Origin of the sequence: Streptomyces sp. WY228, from assembly GCF_019287315.1 — a bacterium.
GTDB lineage: Bacteria > Actinomycetota > Actinomycetes > Streptomycetales > Streptomycetaceae > Streptomyces > Streptomyces caviscabies.
Window position 1 is genome coordinate 6763458 of the sequence record NZ_CP079114.1, and the last position, 17386, is coordinate 6780843.

Genomic DNA, 17386 nt, shown 5'->3' on the forward strand with positions numbered 1-17386 from the left:
CCGTCGGCTCAGGCTGTGGGCCTGGGACGGTTCAGGTCACGCCAGTCCCGGGGCGAGATGCCGTAAGCCTGTTTGAACACCTTGCTGAAGTGGCTCGCGTCCACGAAGCCCCAGCGTCGCCCTGTCGCCGCGATGGTGCGCAGGTGGCCGTGCGGACCGGCAAGCTCCCGTCGGCATTCGGCCAGGCGATGTGAACGCATCCATTCCCCGAGTCTGATGTTCGACCGGCCCAGCACGGTGTAGAGATGGCGGACCGAGATGCCGTGCGCGGCGGCGATCCGCGTGGCCGACAAATCGGGTTCAGCCAGGTGAGCCCGCATGTACTGGGTGATTCGCAGGCTGAGCGTCGACTCCAAGGGTGCCCTGGCCGTATCGGTGTCGCCGAGCTGTGATGTCACGACGGCACGGATGAGTTCCAGACTCGGTTCCACGACCGCGTCGGCATGGAGGTGCCCGCGCAGATGTACGTCGGTCGCGAGCTGGGAGAAGTACGTGGAGGCGAGGCCCGCGACGGGGTTGTCGGCTCCGAGGCGGACCGCCGCGACGGCGCGCAGCGACCGCTCGGGGAGCGCGAGGGCAGAGCGGGGGAAGCGAAGGAAGTGATGGGCGACTCCCTCGTCGAAGAGAAGTGTGTAGGGCTTGGTCGTCTCGTAGAGCGCGAAGTCGCCCGGGTGCAGCACGGACTGGCGGCCGTTCTGCACCACCAGGCTGGTGCCCGTCACCTGAAGTCCGAGGAAGACGGCCGGCTCCTCGTCCAGCCGGGCCAGCCGCTCGGTCCGTTCCACGGTCAGTGCCGTCGCTCGCGCCGAGCAGATCCTGATCGTTCCGACGGAGCCGAGCCCGATGTGGACCGAGAGATCCTCCGCCGGAAGGTGGTGATCGATGTCGACCGGTACGACGGATTCCCACACCGCGTGCCGGAACGTCTCCGCCCGGTCCCGAGGTGGCACGAACGTGGTGTCCAGGACCGGGCTCACCGGGCCGGGCCCTGTTCCCGCCGACCTCGCGAAGAGCCTGGTGACACCCTTGCCCGTTCGCTCACAAGCCACCCCTCACCAGCGGACGACATCGCATGAGCATGGCAGTGGTCCGGCCACCGCGCAACGATTCCGGCCGCGGTGGAGCACGGCTGGAACAGCCCCCCGCACGCAGGACACAGTCCGGCCCCTCCATCGGTTCTAAGGTCTGCCGCGGGGCGAAGGGCACGGGCATCTGTCGCCCCGTACGGGAGTGCGCCGGGCAGGGGCGTGGCGCACGCGCGGTCGGACATCGACACCTGGAGTTGAGCATGCTCACGATTCGAAACGTGCACGCCAAGTCGGCTCTCGCCGCAGGCGCGTTGGTCGCCGGTCTTCTCGGCGGTTCCCTGACCGGAGCGTCGTCGGCGGTCGCCGCCGGACAGCCTTCCGCGACCGCGACTCCCTATCCGGCCTGCAACGCGGCCGGGTACCGGGAGAACAGCGCCACGAATCCCACCTCCTACATCGTCCTCCCCTACGCCTCGGGTTCTCCGTACTGCTGGATGGTCCGGGGGCACAACAACAAGGGGGTCCAGGCTCTGCAGAAGAACTTGAACGCCTGTTACGGCTACAAGCTGGAGACGGACGGGATCTTCGGCGGTCTCACCGAGTCGGCGCTCATCGCCGTGCAGAAGAAGGTGAAGGTGGTCCCCGACGGGGAGTACGGCATGGCGACCCGCGACGCGATGGTGTGGGCGAACTACAGCCTGGAAACCGGGGCGAGGATCAACTGCAGCTGAGCAGCCCCGGTGCTCAGGCGCCGTCCTCCATCAGCTCCGACACCTTCACGAAGCGGTAGCCGCGCTCGCGCAGCTCCGGCACGATCCGGCGTACCGCCGCCTCGGTGGCCGGGGCCGCGCTGCGGGTGCAGTGCATCACCACCAGCGACCCCGGCCGCACCCCGTCCAGCACCTGTTCGGCCACCGCCCCCGCGTCCGTCGCGAACGCGTCGCCGCTGACCACGTCCCACTGCACCGCCGTCACGTCGGCCGGGGCCAGGGCGCGCAGCGCCGTGTCGTCGTAGCAGCCGCCGGGGAAGCGGAAGTACGGCACCACGTTCCGTACGCCCGCCTTCCGGAACGCCGTGAAGGCGCGTTCCACATCGCGGGTCATGGCGGCCTTCTCGACCACCGGCAGGCCGTAGCAGGGGGCGCTGAAAGCGTGGTGGCTGTAGGAGTGGTTGGCGACCTCGAACAGCGGGTCCGCGCCGATGGCCTTCGCCTGGGCCGGGTACTCCTCGGCCCAGCGCCCGGTCATGAAGACGGTGGAGGGCACCTTCAGCCGGCGCAGCAGCGCGATCAGTTCCGGGTTGTCGAAACGCTCGCCGGAGGCGGCCCGGGGGCCCTGATCGGCCGTCATGTCGGCGTCGAACGTCAGTGCCACGACCTTCTCCGCCGAGCGGCCCGCCGTGCCCCCGCCCGTCGGTCTCCGCTCGAAGACCGGGGTGCGGCCCGCCGGACCGGGGGCCATCGTGGGCGGCTTCTCCGGTACGGCGGAGGCGGGGGCGGGGGCGGAGGTCTTGGGGAGGGGGTGGGGGGAGCGGGTGGGGGACTCGCCCCGCACCCGCTCAGAGCGGCGCCGGTCAGCGCCCCGAGAACCGTCAGTGTCGTCATCTTCCGTGCAGCAGTGATCACTCACGGAAAATATCCGACAAGATGGTCATATCTTCTGACGGCACTCCGGTGAGCCGGCGCACCAGGGCGGTCCGGGCTACCTCAGCACCACGGCCCCGTCACCGCGAACGTCGTCCCCGGCGTGTAGCAGTTCACGTACATCGTCGAGCCGTCCGGCGAGAACGTGACCCCCGCGAACTCGCCCCACTCCGGCTCCTCGGGCGTCCCGATGTTCTGCCGCCCGCGCGCCATCGCGTACACCTCGCCGCGCCGCGTCACCCCGAGCACGTGCTGCGCGCCGCCGCCGTCCTCACAGACCATCAGCCCGCCGTCGGCCGCCAGGCAGATGTTGTCGGGGGACTCGCCGGGCAGCTGGATGTCGGTGTCCGGGCCGAAGAGCACGACCAGCGTGAGCCGCCGCTTCTTCGGCTCGTAGCGCCACACCTGCCCGTAGTGGTCGGCCGCCGAGCCCTCGTCGCGGTGGGCGAAGCTGGAGACGAAGTAGACCGAGGAGCCGCCCCAGTAACAGCCCTCCAGCTTCTGCGCGTGCGTGATGCCCTTCGGCCCGAAGTCCTGGAAGCGGATCGCCGTCTCGGCGGCCAGCGGATCCGGTACGGGAACCCACTCGATCCGGTCGAAGCTCGCGCCGGTCTCCTGGACGGCCGACAGGTCCGGCACGCCCGGCACCCGCATCGCCTCCAGCGCCCCGCCCGCGCGCAGCGAACCGGTGCCGCCGAGCGGCTTCTCGGGCAGGAAGCGGTAGAAGAGCCCGAACGGCTTCTCGAACGCGTCCTCCGTCTCGTACACGATCCCGGACTTCGGGTCGACGGCGATCGCCTCGTGCTGGAAGCGGCCCATCGCGGTCAGCGGGACGGCCCCGGTGCGGTGCGGATCGGCGCCGTCCACCTCGAAGATGAAGCCGTGGTCCTTGGTGTAGCCGTTGGTCCCGGCCTTGTCCTCGGTCTCCTCGCAGGTCAGCCAGGTGCGCCAGGGGGTGGGCCCGCCCGCGCAGTTCACCGCCGTACCCGCGATGGCGACGCGCTCGCCCAGCACCTTGTTGCGGCCGTCCAGCTCCAGCGACGTACAGCCGCCCTTGGCCGCCGGGTCGTAGGTCAGCCCCTCGACGGTCGGTACGCCGATCTCGGCCGTGTGCCGGTTCTCGTGGTTGCGGACGAGGTGGACCCGCCCGTTGCGGCCGGGCAGGGCGGTCATCCCGTCGTGGTTGCTGGGCACCGGCCCCTCGCCGGAGCGCAGCGGTTCGCCCTCCCGGGACAGCACCCGGTAGCGGAATCCTTTCGGCAGGTCGAGCAGACCGTCCGGGTCGGGGACGAGGGGGCCGTAGCCGGCGTGGCCGCGTGCGGCGGCCGTGCCCGCGAAGAGTTCGGAGAAGGCTCCCGTGAAGGCGACTGCGGCGGCTGCGCCGCTGCCTGCCAGGACCTGACGTCGGGTGGTGGTGGTGCGGGGTGCGGTTGACATGAGGTGACTCCCTGTTGGCGGACAGGTGAAGTGACCCGCACGTGTGTAGCACGCACTGAGGCGCGGGGGAACCATGCGTACCCCCGCGCCCCGTGTTGCCGCTGGGACGGGCCCCGTTGGGAGCAGCCGTCCGCGGAGGATCAGGCCAGCGAAGCCGACAGCGTGATCGTCGTGCCCGTCAGCGCCTGGCTGACCGGGCAGTTCGCCTTGGCGTCCTCGGCGGCCTTCAGGAAGGCGTCCTCGTCGAGACCGGGCACCTCGCCCACGACGGTGAGGTGGATGCCGGTGATGCCCGTACCGGGCTGAAAGGTCACCTCGGCCTTGGTCTCCAGCCGGGTCGACGGGGTGCCGGCCCCGGCGAGACCGTGGGAGAGCGCCATCGAGAAGCAGCTGGAGTGGGCGGCGGCGATGAGCTCCTCGGGGCTCGTCTTCCCGTTCGCCTGCTCCGAGCGGGCGGGCCAGGAGACCGGGTAGTCACCGATGCCGGAGGAGTCGAAGGTGACGACCCCCTTGCCCTCGATCAGGTTGCCTTCCCAGTTCGTGTGCGCCTGACGCGTGGTAGCCATGCTGGATCCCTTCGGACGGTGTGCGCGGTGGTACGGGATAACAGGAGGCACCTCGCGGCGCGCGGTGCCCCGTTGCGTTACGCCCCCGAACCTACTGCGCCACCAGTCCCTTCGCGTCACGCGCCAGCGCCGTCAGCCGGGAGATCGCCCGGAAGTACTTCTTCCGGTACCCGCCGTTCAGCATCTCGTCGCTGAAGAGCTTGTCGAACGGCAGCCCGGAGGCGAGCACCGGCACCTCCCGGTCGTACAGCCGGTCGGCGAGCACCACCAGGCGCAGCGCGGTCGACTGGTCGGGCACCGCCGTCACGCCGGTCAGACAGACCGCGCCGAGGTCGTCGGTCAGCGCGCCGTACCTGCTCGGGTGGACCCGGGCCAGGTGCTCCAGCAGGCCGGGGAAGTCGTCGAGGGACGCGCCGGGCGTGGCGTACGCGGCCCGGGTGACCTGCTCGTCGTCGTACGGCGGCGGGGCCTCGGGCAGCCCCCGGTGCCGGTAGTCCTCGCCGTCGATGCGCAGCGGGCGGAAGTGCGCGGAAAGGCCCTGGATCTCGCGCAGGAAGTCGGCGGCGGCGAACCGGCCCTCACCGAGCTTGCCCGGCAGCGTGTTCGAGGTCGCGGCGAGCGCCACCCCGGCCTCCACGAGCCGGCTGAGCAGCGAGGACACCAGCACGGTGTCGCCCGGGTCGTCCAGCTCGAACTCGTCGATGCACAGGAGCCGGTGCCCGCTCAGGGTCCGCACGGTCTGCTGGAAACCCAGCGCGCCCACGAGGTTGGTCAGCTCCACGAACGTGCCGAACGCCTTCAGTGACGGCTCGGCGGGCGTGGCGTGCCAGAGGGAGGCCAGCAGGTGGGTCTTGCCGACGCCGTAGCCGCCGTCCAGATAGACGCCGCGCGGCCCGGTCGGCGCGGCCGGCTTCCTGCTTCCGAACCACTTGCGCCGCCCGGCGCCCGTCGCGTGCGCCCCGCCGAGCCCGGCGGCGAAGTCCGCCAGGACCGTGACGGCCTCGCGCTGGCTGGGCTGGTTCGGGTCGGGTACGTACGTGTCGAAGCGCACCGAATCGAAGCGCGGCGGCGGCACCATCTCGGCGACCAGACGGTCTGCGGGGACGTGCGGCTCACGGGCGCACAGGGACAGCGGGGCCGTTTCGGAAAGGGGGCTCTGCCCCGGAAACGCGGTGGATGACGACACAACTCTCCACCCTAAGGCCCGTGCCAGACTGCAACCCATGCGAAGCCTGTTCCCTGTGACGGACCTGACAACGACGGGCCCCGCCGCCCCCGACCGCGAGTGGAGCCTCGACGAGCTGGCGGAGGCGTACGCCTACCCCGCCGAGCTCACGGCCGACCCCTCCGCCGGCCTCGGCGCCGACCCCTCCGCCGGCCTCGCCGCCGGGACCCCCTGGCTGCGCGCCAACATGGTCTCCACCCTCGACGGAGCCGCCCAGCACGACGGCCGCTCGCAGCCCATCTCCTGCGCCGCCGACATGCGGATCTTCGGCACCCTGCGGGGCCTGGCCGACGTGGTGATCGCCGGGGCCGAGACCGTACGGCTGGAGGGGTACCGTCCGGCCCGCGCCCGGGAGGCGTTCGCGGCGCGGCGTGCGGCGGCCGGGCAGGGGCCCGCGCCCGCCGTCGCCGTGGTGACCGGCTCGATGGACCTGGACTTCTCGCTGCCGCTCTTCACCGAGCCGCTCGTCCCGACCCTCGTGCTGACCGGCGCCGGAGCCCCCGCCGACCGGATCGCGGCGGCCCGGAAGGCGGGCGCCGAGGTGGTGATCGCGGGCGACGGCGCCCGGGTGGACCCGGCCCGTGCCGTGCGCGAGCTGGCCGGCCGGGGGCTGACCCGGCAGCTCACCGAGGGCGGACCCCGGCTGCTCGGCCAGTTCGTGGCCGCCGGTGTGCTGGACGAGCTGTGCCTGACGATCTCCCCGATGCTCACAGCGGGTGACGCCCAGCGCATCGCCGGGGGGCCCGGGGTCGCCGTGCCGGAACGTTTTTTCCTGGCATCACTGCTGGAAGAGGCCGGTTTCCTCTTCACTCGGTACCGTCGGACTGACAGTTAGCGGAATTTCCCGTTCCGCTTAGCTTCGGCTGGGCACACTTACCCCTGCAGTCCCCGTGGAAGCGCGGGGAAGGATGGTTTCAGCAAACGACCGTCGACGGTCGAGCCGGCAGTCGACGAGACGAAGAAGCGGAAGGGCGCCTGTCGTGTTCACAAGCGTTTTGATGATCGAGAAGCCGCTCACTCCCGAGGACGTGGATTTCGTCACCACCCTCCACGGCGAGGAGCGGATCTCGTTCGTCGTTCTGTTGCAGCCGCGCGGTGACCAGGCCGATGTCCTGCTGCGCGCGATCGACGACGTGGCGATGGGGGAACTGAAGGAAGCGGTCCGCGAGGGGGAGGAGCCGGAGGGCAACGAGGCCCGCGAACCCGCAGAGATCGGCCTCGAATACTCCCTACGGGCACTGCGCGAGGCGGGCTCCGAAGCGGTCGGACAGGTGATCGAGGATCACCCGCTCGACAAGCTGAAGACCGTGGTCGAGGACGCGGGCGCGGACGAGGTGATCGTCCTGACGGCCCCGCACTACGTGGAGGAGTTCTTCCACCGCGACTGGGCCTCCCGGGCCCGGCACAAGGTGGGCGTCCCGGTGCTCAAGCTCTTCGCGCACAGCGAATAGGCTGGGCCCGCGGCCCGGAGTGGCACCGGACCGCGCCCGAGAGCACACGTCCAGAGGAGCACAGATGGCACCCGGCATTCCCGCCGCCATGGAACGACCGCACTTCATCGGCATCGGCGGCGCCGGAATGTCGGGCATCGCGAAGATCCTCGCGCAGCGCGGGGCGAAGGTGGCGGGCAGCGACGCCAAGGAGTCCGCCACCGCCGCATCGCTGCGGGCGCTGGGGGCGACCGTGCACATCGGACACGCGGCAGGCCATCTGGCCGACGACGCGTCCTGTGTGGTCGTCTCCAGCGCCATCCGCGCCGACAACCCGGAGCTGCTCCGGGCGAACGAGCTGGACATCCCGGTGGTGCACCGCTCCGACGCGCTGGCCTCGCTGATGAACGGCCTGCGCGCCATCGCGGTGGCCGGCACCCACGGCAAGACGACGACGACGTCGATGCTGGCCGTCGCCCTCTCCTCGCTGAGCCTCGCCCCCTCGTACGCCATCGGCGGCGACCTGGAGGGCCCCGGCACCAACGCCACGCACGGCGAAGGGGACATCTTCGTCGCGGAGGCGGACGAGAGCGACCGCAGCTTCCAGAAGTACGACCCCGAGGTCGCGATCGTCCTCAACGTGGAGCTGGACCACCACGCGAACTACGCCTCGATGGACGAGATCTACGACTCCTTCGAGACCTTCGTCGGCAAGATCGTCCCCGGCGGCACCCTGGTCGTCTCCGCCGACCAGCCCGGCGCGGTCGAGCTGACCCGCCGGGTCCGCGACCTCTCCGACCTCAAGGTCGTCACGTACGGCTCCGCCGAGGACGCCGACGTACGCGTCCACAAGGTCACCCCGCGCGGCCTGACCAGCGAGGTCACCGTCCTCCTCAACGGCAAGTTCCTCACCTTCACGGTCTCGGTCCCCGGCGCCCACTACGCCCACAACGCGGTCGCCGCGCTCGCCGCCGGGGTCGCCCTCGGCATCCCGGCGCACAACCTGGCCTCCGCCCTCGGTTCGTACACCGGGGTCAAGCGCCGCCTCCAGCTCAAGGGCGAGGCGGCGGGCGTGCAGGTCATCGACTCGTACGCCCACCACCCCACCGAGATGACCGCCGACCTGGAGGCCATGCGCGGCGCCGCCGCCGACGCCCGCATCCTGGTGGTCTTCCAGCCGCACCTGTTCTCCCGTACGCAGGAGCTGGGCACCGAGATGGGCCAGGCACTCGCCCTGGCCGACGCCTCCGTGGTCCTGGACATCTACCCGGCCCGCGAGGACCCGATCCCGGGCATCACCAGCGCCCTGATCATCGACGCGGCGAAGGCGGCGGGCGCCGATGTCACCGCCGTCCACGACCAGGCGGACGTGCCCGCCGCGATCGCGGGAATGGCGAAGCCCGGCGATCTCGTTCTCACCATGGGAGCGGGCGACGTCACCGACCTCGGCCCGCGCATCCTGGACCACCTGTCGAGCGCCCGGTAGCCGAGAGGCGACCGGAGCGAGCGACCATCTGTCGAGCTGAGGAGCGAGCCGTGCCGTACGACGTCGAGAAGCCGGACGAGCAGTGGCGGGAAGAGCTGACCCCCGCCGAGTACGCGGTGCTGCGCCAGGCCGGCACCGAGCCCGCGTTCAAGGGTGAGTACACCGACACCAAGACGGCGGGCGTCTACTCCTGCCGGGCCTGCGGGGCGGAGCTGTTCCGCTCCGACACCAAGTTCGAGTCGCACTGCGGCTGGCCGTCCTTCTACGACCCGAAGGACACCGACGCGGTCGAGCTGATCGCGGACCGCAGCCACGGCATGGTCCGCACCGAGGTGCGCTGCGCCCGCTGCGGCTCGCACCTGGGCCATGTCTTCGAGGGCGAGGGCTACCCGACCCCGACGGACCAGCGCTACTGCATCAACTCGATCTCGCTGACCCTGGCGCCGGACGAGAGCTGAGCCCGGCCGGGCTCACAGCTGTGCCCCCGCCCCTTCCCGGCATACGCGGGAGGGGGCGGGGGCACAGTGCTGTCACCCCCACCACGGCGGGGGGATCACCCGTCCGAGGGCGTCTCCGCCTCCGACCGCAGCAGCGGGTGGATCACGCCCGGGAAGACCGTCGCCTGCACGAACTCCTCGGCCGACCCGCCCCGGACGACGGTCTCCGCGACGCCCCAGGGCCGCCCGGCCAGGTGGATGGTCAGGGTGTACGAGGAGGAGCAGCCGGTGCACTCGTAGCGGTCGGCCCAGGTCTCGACCTCGGTGGTGGAGCCCGGGTAGCGCTTCACATGGCGGTGGCGGGCGTGGCAGCGGTCACAGGTCTCGCCCGGCTCGCAGGTCCCGCCGCACGGACACGGCACGTCGAAGGAGTCGGCGGGCGTCCAGCGCTGCACGAGGACGGCCTCGCGGGTGGCGCCCATGTCCTTCATGGCCTTGAGGTTGCGGGCGGCGACGTTGTACGACTCGCCGGTGGCGGCCATCCGGTCGCGGATGACGTCCTTGCGTCCACGGTTGGTCGTCATGTGGTTCCTCCTGGGTTCACGCAGCCCGCCAGGAGGCCCATGAGTCAGATCATTACCTCTTTACGTTACTAGAGACGGCGGAGAACACGGGGGCCACGGAGATCACGGAGGCCACGGGGCCCACGGGGGACTACTGGGAACTTCGTTGCTCGCCGTCGAGACCCCGTGAGAGCATCACGTCCGATGTATACAACAGAGGTATCAGAAGCCCGCATCGAGGACGCGAACAACGTCCTGGTCGCTCCTTCGGCATTGCAGGACGACGACGTGGTCCGGGATTTCTTCGGCCTCACGATCACGCCGGAGCACCTTGCCTCTGGTGCGCCGGACCTCGCGCGGAAGACCGTCTACCTGTGCGGCGACGTATCCGGAATCAGCGACAGCCAACTGCGCGCGGCCGACCGGGTGTTCGTCGTGCGCGAGCTGTCGAGCGGTTACGGCGAGGGCGCCGACGCGCCGTGGGCCGTCGTCGGCATCGGCAGGGTTCCTCTCCGCGTGCACGGAGTCGGCGTGTATTACCGCCGCTTCTTCGAACGCGACGCCGATCACTTCGGACGGATCAGCGCGGAGCACGCGTTCCAGTCCCTGACGGAGTCCACCAAGCCCGGAACCGCCCACCGCAGCGGAATCTATCTGACGCCCGTCACGGAGGACGGCGACGGACTGCATTTCCGTCTGCTCCGGTGTTCCACGAATTTCTCGGGGCCGACCGAAAGCTTCCGCCCTACCGATACGCAGATCGTCGATGCGCTGAATCGCGAGGCCGCCGACGTATTCCGTGACCAGGCGCCGCTGAACCACGTCCTCGCGCAGGTCTACCACAACACCCTTGCGACGCCCGAGCGTAAACAGTCCAAGGCGAAGATCTCGGCCCATGCCGACAAGACCAAGGACATGCCCGCCAACGGCATCATGGCTTTCTGCACGTTCTACGACGGTCTCGACAAACTGCGCCCCTTGGCCGAAGACCCCTTCGACCACGGTGTGAAGCGTGCCAGCGGCCTGACCAGACTGCACTTCCGCCTCAAGAAGTCGGCAGAGGGAGTGGAGGGGCCCGAAGAGACCGCGCTTCCGCAGCAGTTCGCGCTGACGCTCTATCCCGGCTCCGTCTTCTTCATGCCGCTGTCCACCAACCGCCTGTACACGCACGAGATCCGGCCCTCGGGTCTGGACGCCGAGCTGCTGCCGACCCGCCTGGGCTATGTGGTGCGCTGTTCGAGCGCCGAAGCCGTGCACAAGGACGGCGGCACCTACCTCAAGAAGGCCGGAGGCCTGGTGAGGCTGGGGCCGCCCACCGAGGACGGCATGGAGGATCTGCGCAGGCTGTACGCCGAGGAGAACAGGACCGCGTCCTTCATCGACTACGGCGACAAGTTCCTCTTCAGCATGAACTCCGGAGACTACGATGCGCCCCGGGTCTGACCTCCCTGACCTCCCTGACCTCTCTGATCGCTCTGACCGCGCTGACTTCTCGGACGAGATCCGCTCGTACGCGCTGCCGATCGAGCCGAATCCTTTCGCGGAGCTGTCGGAATCGGTTCGTTGGGAAGACGTGGGGAAAGGCCGGCGGGGCGCCACGCTGGCCAGGATCGACGAGGCGGGTGGAGTGCCGCTCGTGCGCACCACCACGCGGTACGGAAGCCCGACGCAGCGCTTCCGGGCGGTGCACGAGCGGTTGGCGCAACAGATCCAGGAACGTGCGGAGCTTTCGGCCGCCGCGTTCAACAACGCCCTCATCGAGAGCTACACGAACGCCTATACGACCATGGGCTTCCATTCCGACCAGGCTCTTGATCTGGCCGACGACTCGTTCATCGCCGTCTTTTCCTGCTATCAGCATCCGGAGGCGAGCCCGCCGAGGAAGCTGATCTTCGAAGTGAAAGAGACGGCCGCTGATTCCGGTGATTCCGGCGGCGAGAAGCTGGAGATCCCCCTCGCCCACAACAGCGTCGTCGTGTTCTCCGTCGCATCGAATCGGCGGCTCAAGCACAAGATCGTTCTGGACGCGCCCGACCGGACGGCGGACAACTCCTGGCTGGGTGTCACCTTCCGGACGTCGAAGACGCTGGTCCGCTTCCGTGACGGACACGCGCACCTTCCGCAGGGTGCGCGTCTCACGTCGGCCGACGAGGAGCAGCAGAGCGAGTTCTACCGACTGCGACGCCGTGAGAACAAGGAAACGGACTTCGTCTACCCCTCGCTGACGTACACCGTCAGCGCGAGCGATCTGATGCCGCCTGTCTGATGCTCAGTTGTCGATGAAGACGGCGCCGATCTCCGCCATGCGCTCGACCGCGTAGGCCGGGTCGACCAGGGTCTCCGGGGTGTGGAGGCCCGGCGGTGCGGCTTCGCCGCGCAGGCCGAGCTGTCGCTCGACACCGAGCGCGATACCGAGTGCGGTCAGCGGACGTTGTCCTGCCGGGTGAACGAGGTAGCGGCTGCTGCTGAGCGGTGCACCGCTCGTGTCCACTCCTTCGAGGTCGATCCGGATCGCGCTGGAGGCGGCGTCACCGCGGCAGCGTGCCGCGGATTCGCCGACGGCCATGTCGAAGCGGACGTTCGCCGCTCCGGTGGCGAGGGCGAGGCTCGGTACGTCGAGGACGGCGATGCTCCGGCCGGGCAGGACGACACCGTCGGTACGGGCCACATCCGCCTCGGCGTCCGGACCGTCGACCCAGGTGAAGACGCCGTCCCGGCGCACCGTCCCCGCCGTGGTGGCGACTGCCCACCGCTCCAGATCCGCTTGCCCCGCGGGCCCGCCGGTGTCCGACTCGTCCAGTACGGCGCCGATCCGGACGGTGTCGACCCGGTCGAACTCCCGGGCCGAGGCCAGCGTCGCGAGCACGACGGCACCGGCGCAGAAGTGGCCGGCCACCAGGATCGGTGAGGTGTTTCCGCGCTGTGCGGCGGCGAGGGCTTCCGGGGCGATCTCCACCAGGCTGCTGGAGATGCTGAGGTAGGGCACGCCGCGGTCCTGCGCGTAGCGCAGCCCGTTCAGGCGGTCGTCCCACAGCGCGGCGACCACCGCCGCGTAGTTGTGCCCGGCCGGTAAGCCGAGATCGCCGCGTCGCAGATCGACGGTCACGGCTGTCGCGCCGCCGAGGCCGTCGGCCACCCGCCGTGCGCGGCCGATGTCGCGACCCGCGATCGTCAGGGGCAGTTCCGGGTGCCACCGGCGCAGCAGAGCGGCGGTGTCCGAGCCCGCCTGCCCCGAGCCGCCCAAGATCAGTACTGGTTTCGACCGTTCCACCGTGAGCCCTCGCATCCGTGAAGCTACATTTTGTAGGCTACGTTTTGTAACATCGCCTGGAGGGCGACACAACGGAGGACCATGGCCACCACCTCGACCCGTCTGCCCAAGCAGGCCCGGCGGGAGCAGCTGCTCGACACCGCCGTGACGATCGTGCGGCACCAGGGCGCCGACGGCCTGACGCTGGTCACCCTCGCGGAGGCCGCCGGGGTGAGCAGGCCGATCGTGTACGACCATTTCGGCACGCGCCCCGGCCTGCTGCTCGCGCTCTACCGACGCCTCGACGAACGTCACCGCGCGGCGATCGTCCAGGCGCTGGAGGAGGCCGCGCCCACTGCCGACGAGGCCGCCCGCGTCATCAGCGCCGCGTACTTCGCCTGCGCCACGGGCATGCCGGAACTCAACGCCGTATCCGCCGCGTTGAAGGGAAATCCGGAGATGGAGGCGGTCCAGCGCGAGTTGCTCGACAGCTACGCGGACCTGATGGCCGCGGCGCTGCTGCCGCACTCCGGCCACACACCCGAAGCCCTCCGGCTGCGGTGCGTGGGCGTGCTCGGCGCGGCGGAGGTGATGGCCGCCGAGTTGAACCGGGGGCGGGTCTCCGCCGACGACGCGGTCACCGCGCTGACCGACCTGATCACGGGCGGTCTCGGCGCCCGGACCGGCGATTAGCCTCGCTGCTCTGCCGTCGGCAGAACACCGGCCGGACCGGGCTCGACGGTCACTACAGTCCGGTCCCATGGCGACGACGACGATGACTACGGCGACGACAACGGTGACGACGCGTACGGTCGAGTACCCGGCCGACGGTCTGACGATGGTCGGGCACCTCGCGCTCCCGGCCGGTGCCGGCCGCCGCCCCGCCGTGCTGATCGGACCGGAGGGCATGGGGCTCAGCGACGTCGAGCGCCGCCGGGCCGACGCGCTCGCCGAACGGGGCTATGTGGCGCTGGCCTTCGACCTGCACGGCGGGCGCTATCTGGGCGATCCCGAGGAGATGCTCGCCCGGTGCCTGCCGCTGCTCGCCGACCCCGACCGGATGCGGGGCATCGGCCACGCGGCGCTCGACGTGCTGCGCGCCGAACCGCGGACCGACCCCGACCGGATCGCCGCCATCGGCTACGGCACCGGGGGCGCGGTCGGGCTGGAGCTCGGCCGCGACGGCGTCGGCCTGCGCGCGATCGGGACGGTCAACGCGACCACCACGGGCCGGCCGGGCGAGGCGGCGCGCATCCGCTGCCCGGTGTGGGCCGGGGTCGGCTCGGAGGACCCGATCATGCCGCCCGCGCAACGGGAGGCGTTCACCGCCGAGATGCAGGCCGCGGGCGTCGACTGGCGTCTCACGGTCTACGGCGGTGCCCTGCACGCCTTCCACCACCCGCCGGTCGACCACCCCACGGTCCCCGGCGTCGGCTACCACCCACAACACGCGCGGCGCGCTTGGCGCGACGTCGTCGACCTGCTCACCGAGTGCCTGCCCGTGACGGACGATCAGGAGGCATGACCCGGGCAGGCATGCTCGCGTTGGGACCGGCGGCCTCAGGCTGCTTGTCAGCCCTGGACGGCGTACGCGAGGAAGTGCGTCCAGGCGGCCGGGGCGAGGGCGAGCTGCGGGCTCTCCTCGATCTTGGAGTCACGGACATGGACGGTGGAGGGGTAGGCGGCGACCTCGACGCAGTCGCCGGAGGAGCCGCTGCTGTAGCTCGACTTGTGCCACGCCAGCGCGACTTCGACGCAGGAGTCTCCGGAGCCGCTGCTGTAGCTGCTCTTGAACCAGGCCAGGTCTGTGGTGCTCATCTCGCTCCTCGCATCCGCCGCATCAGGCTCTTGGAGTCGTCCAACGAGAGAGCCTGTGAACGCATACTGGCACACCGCATCTGGAGTGCGCTGACCACTTTGGGGTCGGAGACGAACTGCCCGTGCTCCTGCCCTTCCAAGTAGCCCAGCCACTGGTGATCCGGCGTCTCCAGCAGCTGCATCGGCCCGTGCAGCCCCGCGTGATGATGCCGTACCAGCGGCATGATCTGCACGTCCACATTGCGCAGCTCGGACAGATCGAGGATGTGGTCGATCAGCTCGTTGGTGACCTGCTCGCCGCCCAAGTCCCGCAAGAACAAGTGCTCTTCGAGGATGAAGCTGAACGCGGTGTTGGGCCGGTTCCGCAGAAGCTCCTGACGTTCCAGCCGAGCCGCGAGCTGTGCCTCGATCTGCTCGTCGGCGAGCGGTGGCAACTGGTCGACGAACAGCGTCCGTGCGTACGCGGGCGTCTGCAACAGCCCCGGAATCAAACGGCACTCGTACGTGTACAGGCTCAGCGCCTCCAGCTCCAGCTGTGCCCACTGCCGGAACCAACTCGCCAGCCCCTTGCGCCGCGTCAGATGCTTCGCCGCCGCCAGGATCACCCCGAACGCGTCGAGGATGCTGTCCGCGCGCTCCGCGAAGTCCGGAGGCGGGAGGCGGCGGCCCTGTTCGATGGAGGCGACGGTCTCGGGGGAGTACCCGACGAGCGGGGCGAACTGCTCCTGCGTCAGCCGTGCCCGCTTGCGGAAGGTCTTGACCACCTCTCCGAACATCTTGAGGATGTACTGCGGTTCGGGTTCGCCGCTGCGCCCGCCGCCGTTGCCGAAGGTTCCGTACGTGGTGCTGTCGATGCCGTCCGTGCCGTGCGTCATGTACGGCCACCTCCCCGTGCGCCTGTCCTGGTCCGAGACCTGTCCATGCTCACGGAACGTGACCCGTACCGTCTACCCTTCGCACCCGTACGCTGACTGAGCGTACGGGTTGCTGACCTGGTGGACCGGGTCGGAGGCCCGGAATCTGGGGGCATGGAAGCATCTACGAAGACCCAACCCCCCGTAACCGTACGTGTGTTCAACCGTGAATATTGCGCAGATCCACGCGGTGCCCGGCTCGCCCGCCGTGTCGGCCTCCACAAGCTGCACACCTGGGGCATCCCGTATCTCAGTGACGCATCGGAGTCGGCGGCCCTGATCATCGGTGAGCTGACGGCCAACGCGGCGACCCATGGCCGGGTGCCGGGCCGCAACTTCGAACTGCGCCTGTCGTACATGCCGGGCGACCCGGCCGCGCCCGGCCTTCTGCGGATCGAGGTGTCCGACACCCGGGGCGAGCGCCGGCCGCCCGGCCCCGGTGAGATCACCGTGCCGGACGGCGGCGCCGACGGCGGGCGCGGGCTGCTGATCGTGGAGGCCCTGGCGGACCGCTGGGCGGTCTTCGACCGCAACCCGGGCAAGACGGTCCGGGCGGAGCTGGACCTGCTGCACTGACGGTTCCGGCCGGGGCGGGCGTTGGTCGTGTGCGGTCAGCGGCGGGCGAGCTGACGCTCTCCGCCGGCGCCCGGCCGGTAGGGCAGCCCGTAGTACGTGAAGACCTCTTCTTCCGCCTCGGCGGGCAGGATGTCGTCCATGCCGATCGACGGCGCCTTCTTCACCAGCGCCTTGTCGTAGGCGACCCTGACGTAGTCCGGGCCGACGAGCGCCTCGCCGAGGGGGACGAAGGCCAGTTGGTGACGGGTGGGGAGCCCGATACGCACGGTGGCCATGGCCGGTTCGTCGGTGGAGGTGTCCACGTAGACCGCTTCGAGCCCCCCGATCTTGTGGCCCTCCGGGTCGATGACGTTCCGGTCGCGCCACTCACGGATTTCGGCTGCATGGATCATGGTCTGCCTCCTGAAGCGCTCTCGGGCTGTTGCTCACGCCCTTTGCTCATCCAGGTTATCGGAAAATGTCGGAGTGTAACCGTGAGCTCTTTTTCTGATTCCCCGGACCTGAAACGCTGCGCTCCGGGTGGGGCAATATCTGTGGCCGTCGCATGAGGTTTCGGTTCGTCGGGCGAAGAGGGTTTTTGCTTCGAGTGGGGGAGCGGGGTTATTCTCGGCATCCGGATCACTACGGCGTGCTACTGTCATTCCCAGTTGCAGTCTTGCTGTCTCCCAAACTTCGAGCGCCGCCGCCGATTTACGGCTGGTGCAGGCGCTTCGGTTTCTCCGGACATCGTTCTCCGGGTGGGGCATCACCGCGGCGACCCGGCATCCGTACCTCACGGGCCGGTGTACTGCCCCAAGGGAGACACGACATGGCATCCGGCACTGTGAAGTGGTTCAACGCAGCCAAAGGCTTCGGATTCATCGAGCAGGACGGCGGTGGGGACGATGTGTTCGCCCACTTCTCCAACATAGCCACCGACGGCTTCCGTGAACTGCTCGAAGGTCAGCAGGTCACTTTCGACATCATGTCGTGCCAGAAGGGTCTGACGGCCGAGAACATCGTTCCCGCCTGAC

At 69.8% G+C, this 17386-nt stretch carries 20 protein-coding genes and 1 pseudogene; 11 read left to right on the forward strand and 10 right to left on the reverse strand.

The features are described 5' to 3' along the window. Positions 1-8: 8 nt before the first annotated feature. A complete protein-coding gene (locus tag KV381_RS29600; RefSeq protein WP_218786734.1) occupies positions 9-977 on the reverse strand; it encodes a helix-turn-helix domain-containing protein in 969 nt (322 codons plus the stop codon). A gap of 311 nt (positions 978-1288) precedes the next feature. Between KV381_RS29600 and KV381_RS29605 the strand changes: the two genes are divergently transcribed. Further along, positions 1289-1759 carry a peptidoglycan-binding protein gene (locus KV381_RS29605; RefSeq protein ID WP_218786735.1) on the forward strand — a complete coding sequence of 157 codons (471 nt, stop codon included), beginning with the start codon at positions 1289-1291 and terminating at the stop codon, positions 1757-1759. 13 nt (positions 1760-1772) lie between these two features. On the opposite strand, the pseudogene KV381_RS29610 reads toward KV381_RS29605, so the two are convergent. From KV381_RS29610 to zapE, 4 genes and pseudogenes are all read right to left on the reverse strand, one after another. Then, a pseudogene (locus KV381_RS29610) lies at positions 1773-2632 on the reverse strand (polysaccharide deacetylase family protein). A gap of 102 nt (positions 2633-2734) precedes the next feature. Further along, positions 2735-4108, reverse strand: coding sequence for an alkaline phosphatase PhoX (locus KV381_RS29615; RefSeq protein WP_218786736.1), 1374 nt, complete (start codon positions 4106-4108; stop codon positions 2735-2737). Between the two features lie 140 nt (positions 4109-4248). Continuing rightward, positions 4249-4674 (reverse strand): OsmC family protein, encoded by a 426-nt coding sequence (locus KV381_RS29620; RefSeq protein WP_030079687.1) that lies wholly within the window; start codon positions 4672-4674, stop codon positions 4249-4251. 91 nt (positions 4675-4765) lie between these two features. Beyond that, positions 4766-5860, reverse strand: a complete 1095-nt coding sequence (gene zapE, locus KV381_RS29625; protein WP_086778827.1) for a cell division protein ZapE — start codon at positions 5858-5860, stop codon at positions 4766-4768. A gap of 37 nt (positions 5861-5897) precedes the next feature. On the opposite strand from zapE, the gene KV381_RS29630 reads away from it, so the two are divergent. The 4 genes from KV381_RS29630 (at position 5898) to msrB (ending at position 9273) form a co-directional block, all read left to right on the forward strand. Further along, positions 5898-6734, forward strand: coding sequence for a pyrimidine reductase family protein (locus tag KV381_RS29630; RefSeq protein WP_030625502.1), 837 nt, complete (start codon positions 5898-5900; stop codon positions 6732-6734). Positions 6735-6897: 163 nt separating this feature from the next. Further along, positions 6898-7350, forward strand: coding sequence for a hypothetical protein (locus KV381_RS29635; RefSeq protein WP_030079682.1), 453 nt, complete (start codon positions 6898-6900; stop codon positions 7348-7350). A gap of 64 nt (positions 7351-7414) precedes the next feature. Continuing rightward, positions 7415-8815, forward strand: a complete 1401-nt coding sequence (gene murC, locus KV381_RS29640) for a UDP-N-acetylmuramate--L-alanine ligase (protein ID WP_218786737.1) — start codon at positions 7415-7417, stop codon at positions 8813-8815. Between the two features lie 50 nt (positions 8816-8865). Beyond that, complete coding sequence (gene msrB / locus KV381_RS29645; RefSeq protein ID WP_030079678.1) at positions 8866-9273, forward strand: peptide-methionine (R)-S-oxide reductase MsrB; 408 nt, start codon at positions 8866-8868, stop codon at positions 9271-9273. A 95-nt stretch (positions 9274-9368) separates the two neighbouring features. On the opposite strand, the gene KV381_RS29650 is transcribed toward msrB, so the two are convergent. Continuing rightward, entirely contained in the window at positions 9369-9836 is a 468-nt protein-coding gene (locus KV381_RS29650) for a hypothetical protein (protein ID WP_218786738.1), read from the reverse strand. 183 nt (positions 9837-10019) lie between these two features. Between KV381_RS29650 and KV381_RS29655 the strand changes: the two genes are divergently transcribed. After that, positions 10020-11258: a hypothetical protein gene (locus tag KV381_RS29655; RefSeq protein ID WP_218786739.1), complete on the forward strand. Its 1239-nt coding sequence runs from the start codon at positions 10020-10022 to the stop codon at positions 11256-11258. After that, positions 11242-12081, forward strand: a complete 840-nt coding sequence (locus tag KV381_RS29660; protein ID WP_256995173.1) for an alpha-ketoglutarate-dependent dioxygenase AlkB — start codon at positions 11242-11244, stop codon at positions 12079-12081. The genes KV381_RS29655 and KV381_RS29660 overlap by 17 nt, the downstream gene beginning before the upstream one ends. Positions 12082-12084: 3 nt before the next feature. On the opposite strand, the gene KV381_RS29665 is transcribed toward KV381_RS29660, so the two are convergent. Then, positions 12085-13059 (reverse strand): saccharopine dehydrogenase, encoded by a 975-nt coding sequence (locus tag KV381_RS29665; RefSeq protein ID WP_256995174.1) that lies wholly within the window; start codon positions 13057-13059, stop codon positions 12085-12087. 108 nt (positions 13060-13167) lie between these two features. On the opposite strand from KV381_RS29665, the gene KV381_RS29670 reads away from it, so the two are divergent. Together KV381_RS29670 and KV381_RS29675 are read left to right on the forward strand one after the other, a co-directional pair. Then, complete coding sequence (locus KV381_RS29670) at positions 13168-13758, forward strand: TetR/AcrR family transcriptional regulator (RefSeq protein ID WP_030079668.1); 591 nt, start codon at positions 13168-13170, stop codon at positions 13756-13758. A gap of 67 nt (positions 13759-13825) precedes the next feature. Then, positions 13826-14590 (forward strand): dienelactone hydrolase family protein, encoded by a 765-nt coding sequence (locus KV381_RS29675; RefSeq protein ID WP_256995175.1) that lies wholly within the window; start codon positions 13826-13828, stop codon positions 14588-14590. A gap of 47 nt (positions 14591-14637) precedes the next feature. On the opposite strand, the gene KV381_RS29680 is transcribed toward KV381_RS29675, so the two are convergent. Next, complete coding sequence (locus KV381_RS29680) at positions 14638-14883, reverse strand: DUF397 domain-containing protein (protein WP_086778832.1); 246 nt, start codon at positions 14881-14883, stop codon at positions 14638-14640. Then, positions 14880-15758 carry a helix-turn-helix transcriptional regulator gene (locus tag KV381_RS29685; RefSeq protein WP_086778833.1) on the reverse strand — a complete coding sequence of 293 codons (879 nt, stop codon included), beginning with the start codon at positions 15756-15758 and terminating at the stop codon, positions 14880-14882. The genes KV381_RS29680 and KV381_RS29685 overlap by 4 nt, the downstream gene beginning before the upstream one ends. Before the next feature lie 153 nt (positions 15759-15911). On the opposite strand from KV381_RS29685, the gene KV381_RS29690 reads away from it, so the two are divergent. Further along, entirely contained in the window at positions 15912-16373 is a 462-nt protein-coding gene (locus KV381_RS29690; RefSeq protein WP_218786740.1) for an ATP-binding protein, read from the forward strand. Between the two features lie 35 nt (positions 16374-16408). Here KV381_RS29690 and KV381_RS29695 read toward each other — a convergent pair whose 3' ends face one another. Continuing rightward, on the reverse strand, positions 16409-16765 hold the full coding sequence (locus KV381_RS29695; protein ID WP_086778835.1) for a PRC-barrel domain-containing protein: 357 nt from the start codon (positions 16763-16765) through the stop codon (positions 16409-16411). 416 nt (positions 16766-17181) lie between these two features. On the opposite strand from KV381_RS29695, the gene KV381_RS29700 reads away from it, so the two are divergent. Then, positions 17182-17385, forward strand: coding sequence for a cold-shock protein (locus tag KV381_RS29700; protein WP_030079656.1), 204 nt, complete (start codon positions 17182-17184; stop codon positions 17383-17385). The last annotated feature ends 1 nt before the right edge of the window (position 17386 follow it).

Coding starts and splice junctions, on each gene's coding strand:
- KV381_RS29605 (WP_218786735.1), top strand. CDS start 1,289: ATGCTCACGATTCGAAACGTGCACGCCAAGTCGGCTCTCGCCGCAGGC.
- KV381_RS29615 (WP_218786736.1), bottom strand. CDS start 4,108: ATGTCAACCGCACCCCGCACCACCACCACCCGACGTCAGGTCCTGGCA.
- KV381_RS29620 (WP_030079687.1), bottom strand. CDS start 4,674: ATGGCTACCACGCGTCAGGCGCACACGAACTGGGAAGGCAACCTGATC.
- KV381_RS29630 (WP_030625502.1), top strand. CDS start 5,898: ATGCGAAGCCTGTTCCCTGTGACGGACCTGACAACGACGGGCCCCGCC.
- KV381_RS29635 (WP_030079682.1), top strand. CDS start 6,898: ATGATCGAGAAGCCGCTCACTCCCGAGGACGTGGATTTCGTCACCACC.
- murC (WP_218786737.1), top strand. CDS start 7,415: ATGGCACCCGGCATTCCCGCCGCCATGGAACGACCGCACTTCATCGGC.
- KV381_RS29650 (WP_218786738.1), bottom strand. CDS start 9,836: ATGACGACCAACCGTGGACGCAAGGACGTCATCCGCGACCGGATGGCC.
- KV381_RS29655 (WP_218786739.1), top strand. CDS start 10,020: ATGTATACAACAGAGGTATCAGAAGCCCGCATCGAGGACGCGAACAAC.
- KV381_RS29660 (WP_256995173.1), top strand. CDS start 11,242: ATGCGCCCCGGGTCTGACCTCCCTGACCTCCCTGACCTCTCTGATCGC.
- KV381_RS29670 (WP_030079668.1), top strand. CDS start 13,168: ATGGCCACCACCTCGACCCGTCTGCCCAAGCAGGCCCGGCGGGAGCAG.
- KV381_RS29675 (WP_256995175.1), top strand. CDS start 13,826: ATGGCGACGACGACGATGACTACGGCGACGACAACGGTGACGACGCGT.
- KV381_RS29680 (WP_086778832.1), bottom strand. CDS start 14,883: ATGAGCACCACAGACCTGGCCTGGTTCAAGAGCAGCTACAGCAGCGGC.
- KV381_RS29685 (WP_086778833.1), bottom strand. CDS start 15,758: ATGACGCACGGCACGGACGGCATCGACAGCACCACGTACGGAACCTTC.
- KV381_RS29690 (WP_218786740.1), top strand. CDS start 15,912: ATGGAAGCATCTACGAAGACCCAACCCCCCGTAACCGTACGTGTGTTC.
- KV381_RS29695 (WP_086778835.1), bottom strand. CDS start 16,765: ATGATCCATGCAGCCGAAATCCGTGAGTGGCGCGACCGGAACGTCATC.
- KV381_RS29700 (WP_030079656.1), top strand. CDS start 17,182: ATGGCATCCGGCACTGTGAAGTGGTTCAACGCAGCCAAAGGCTTCGGA.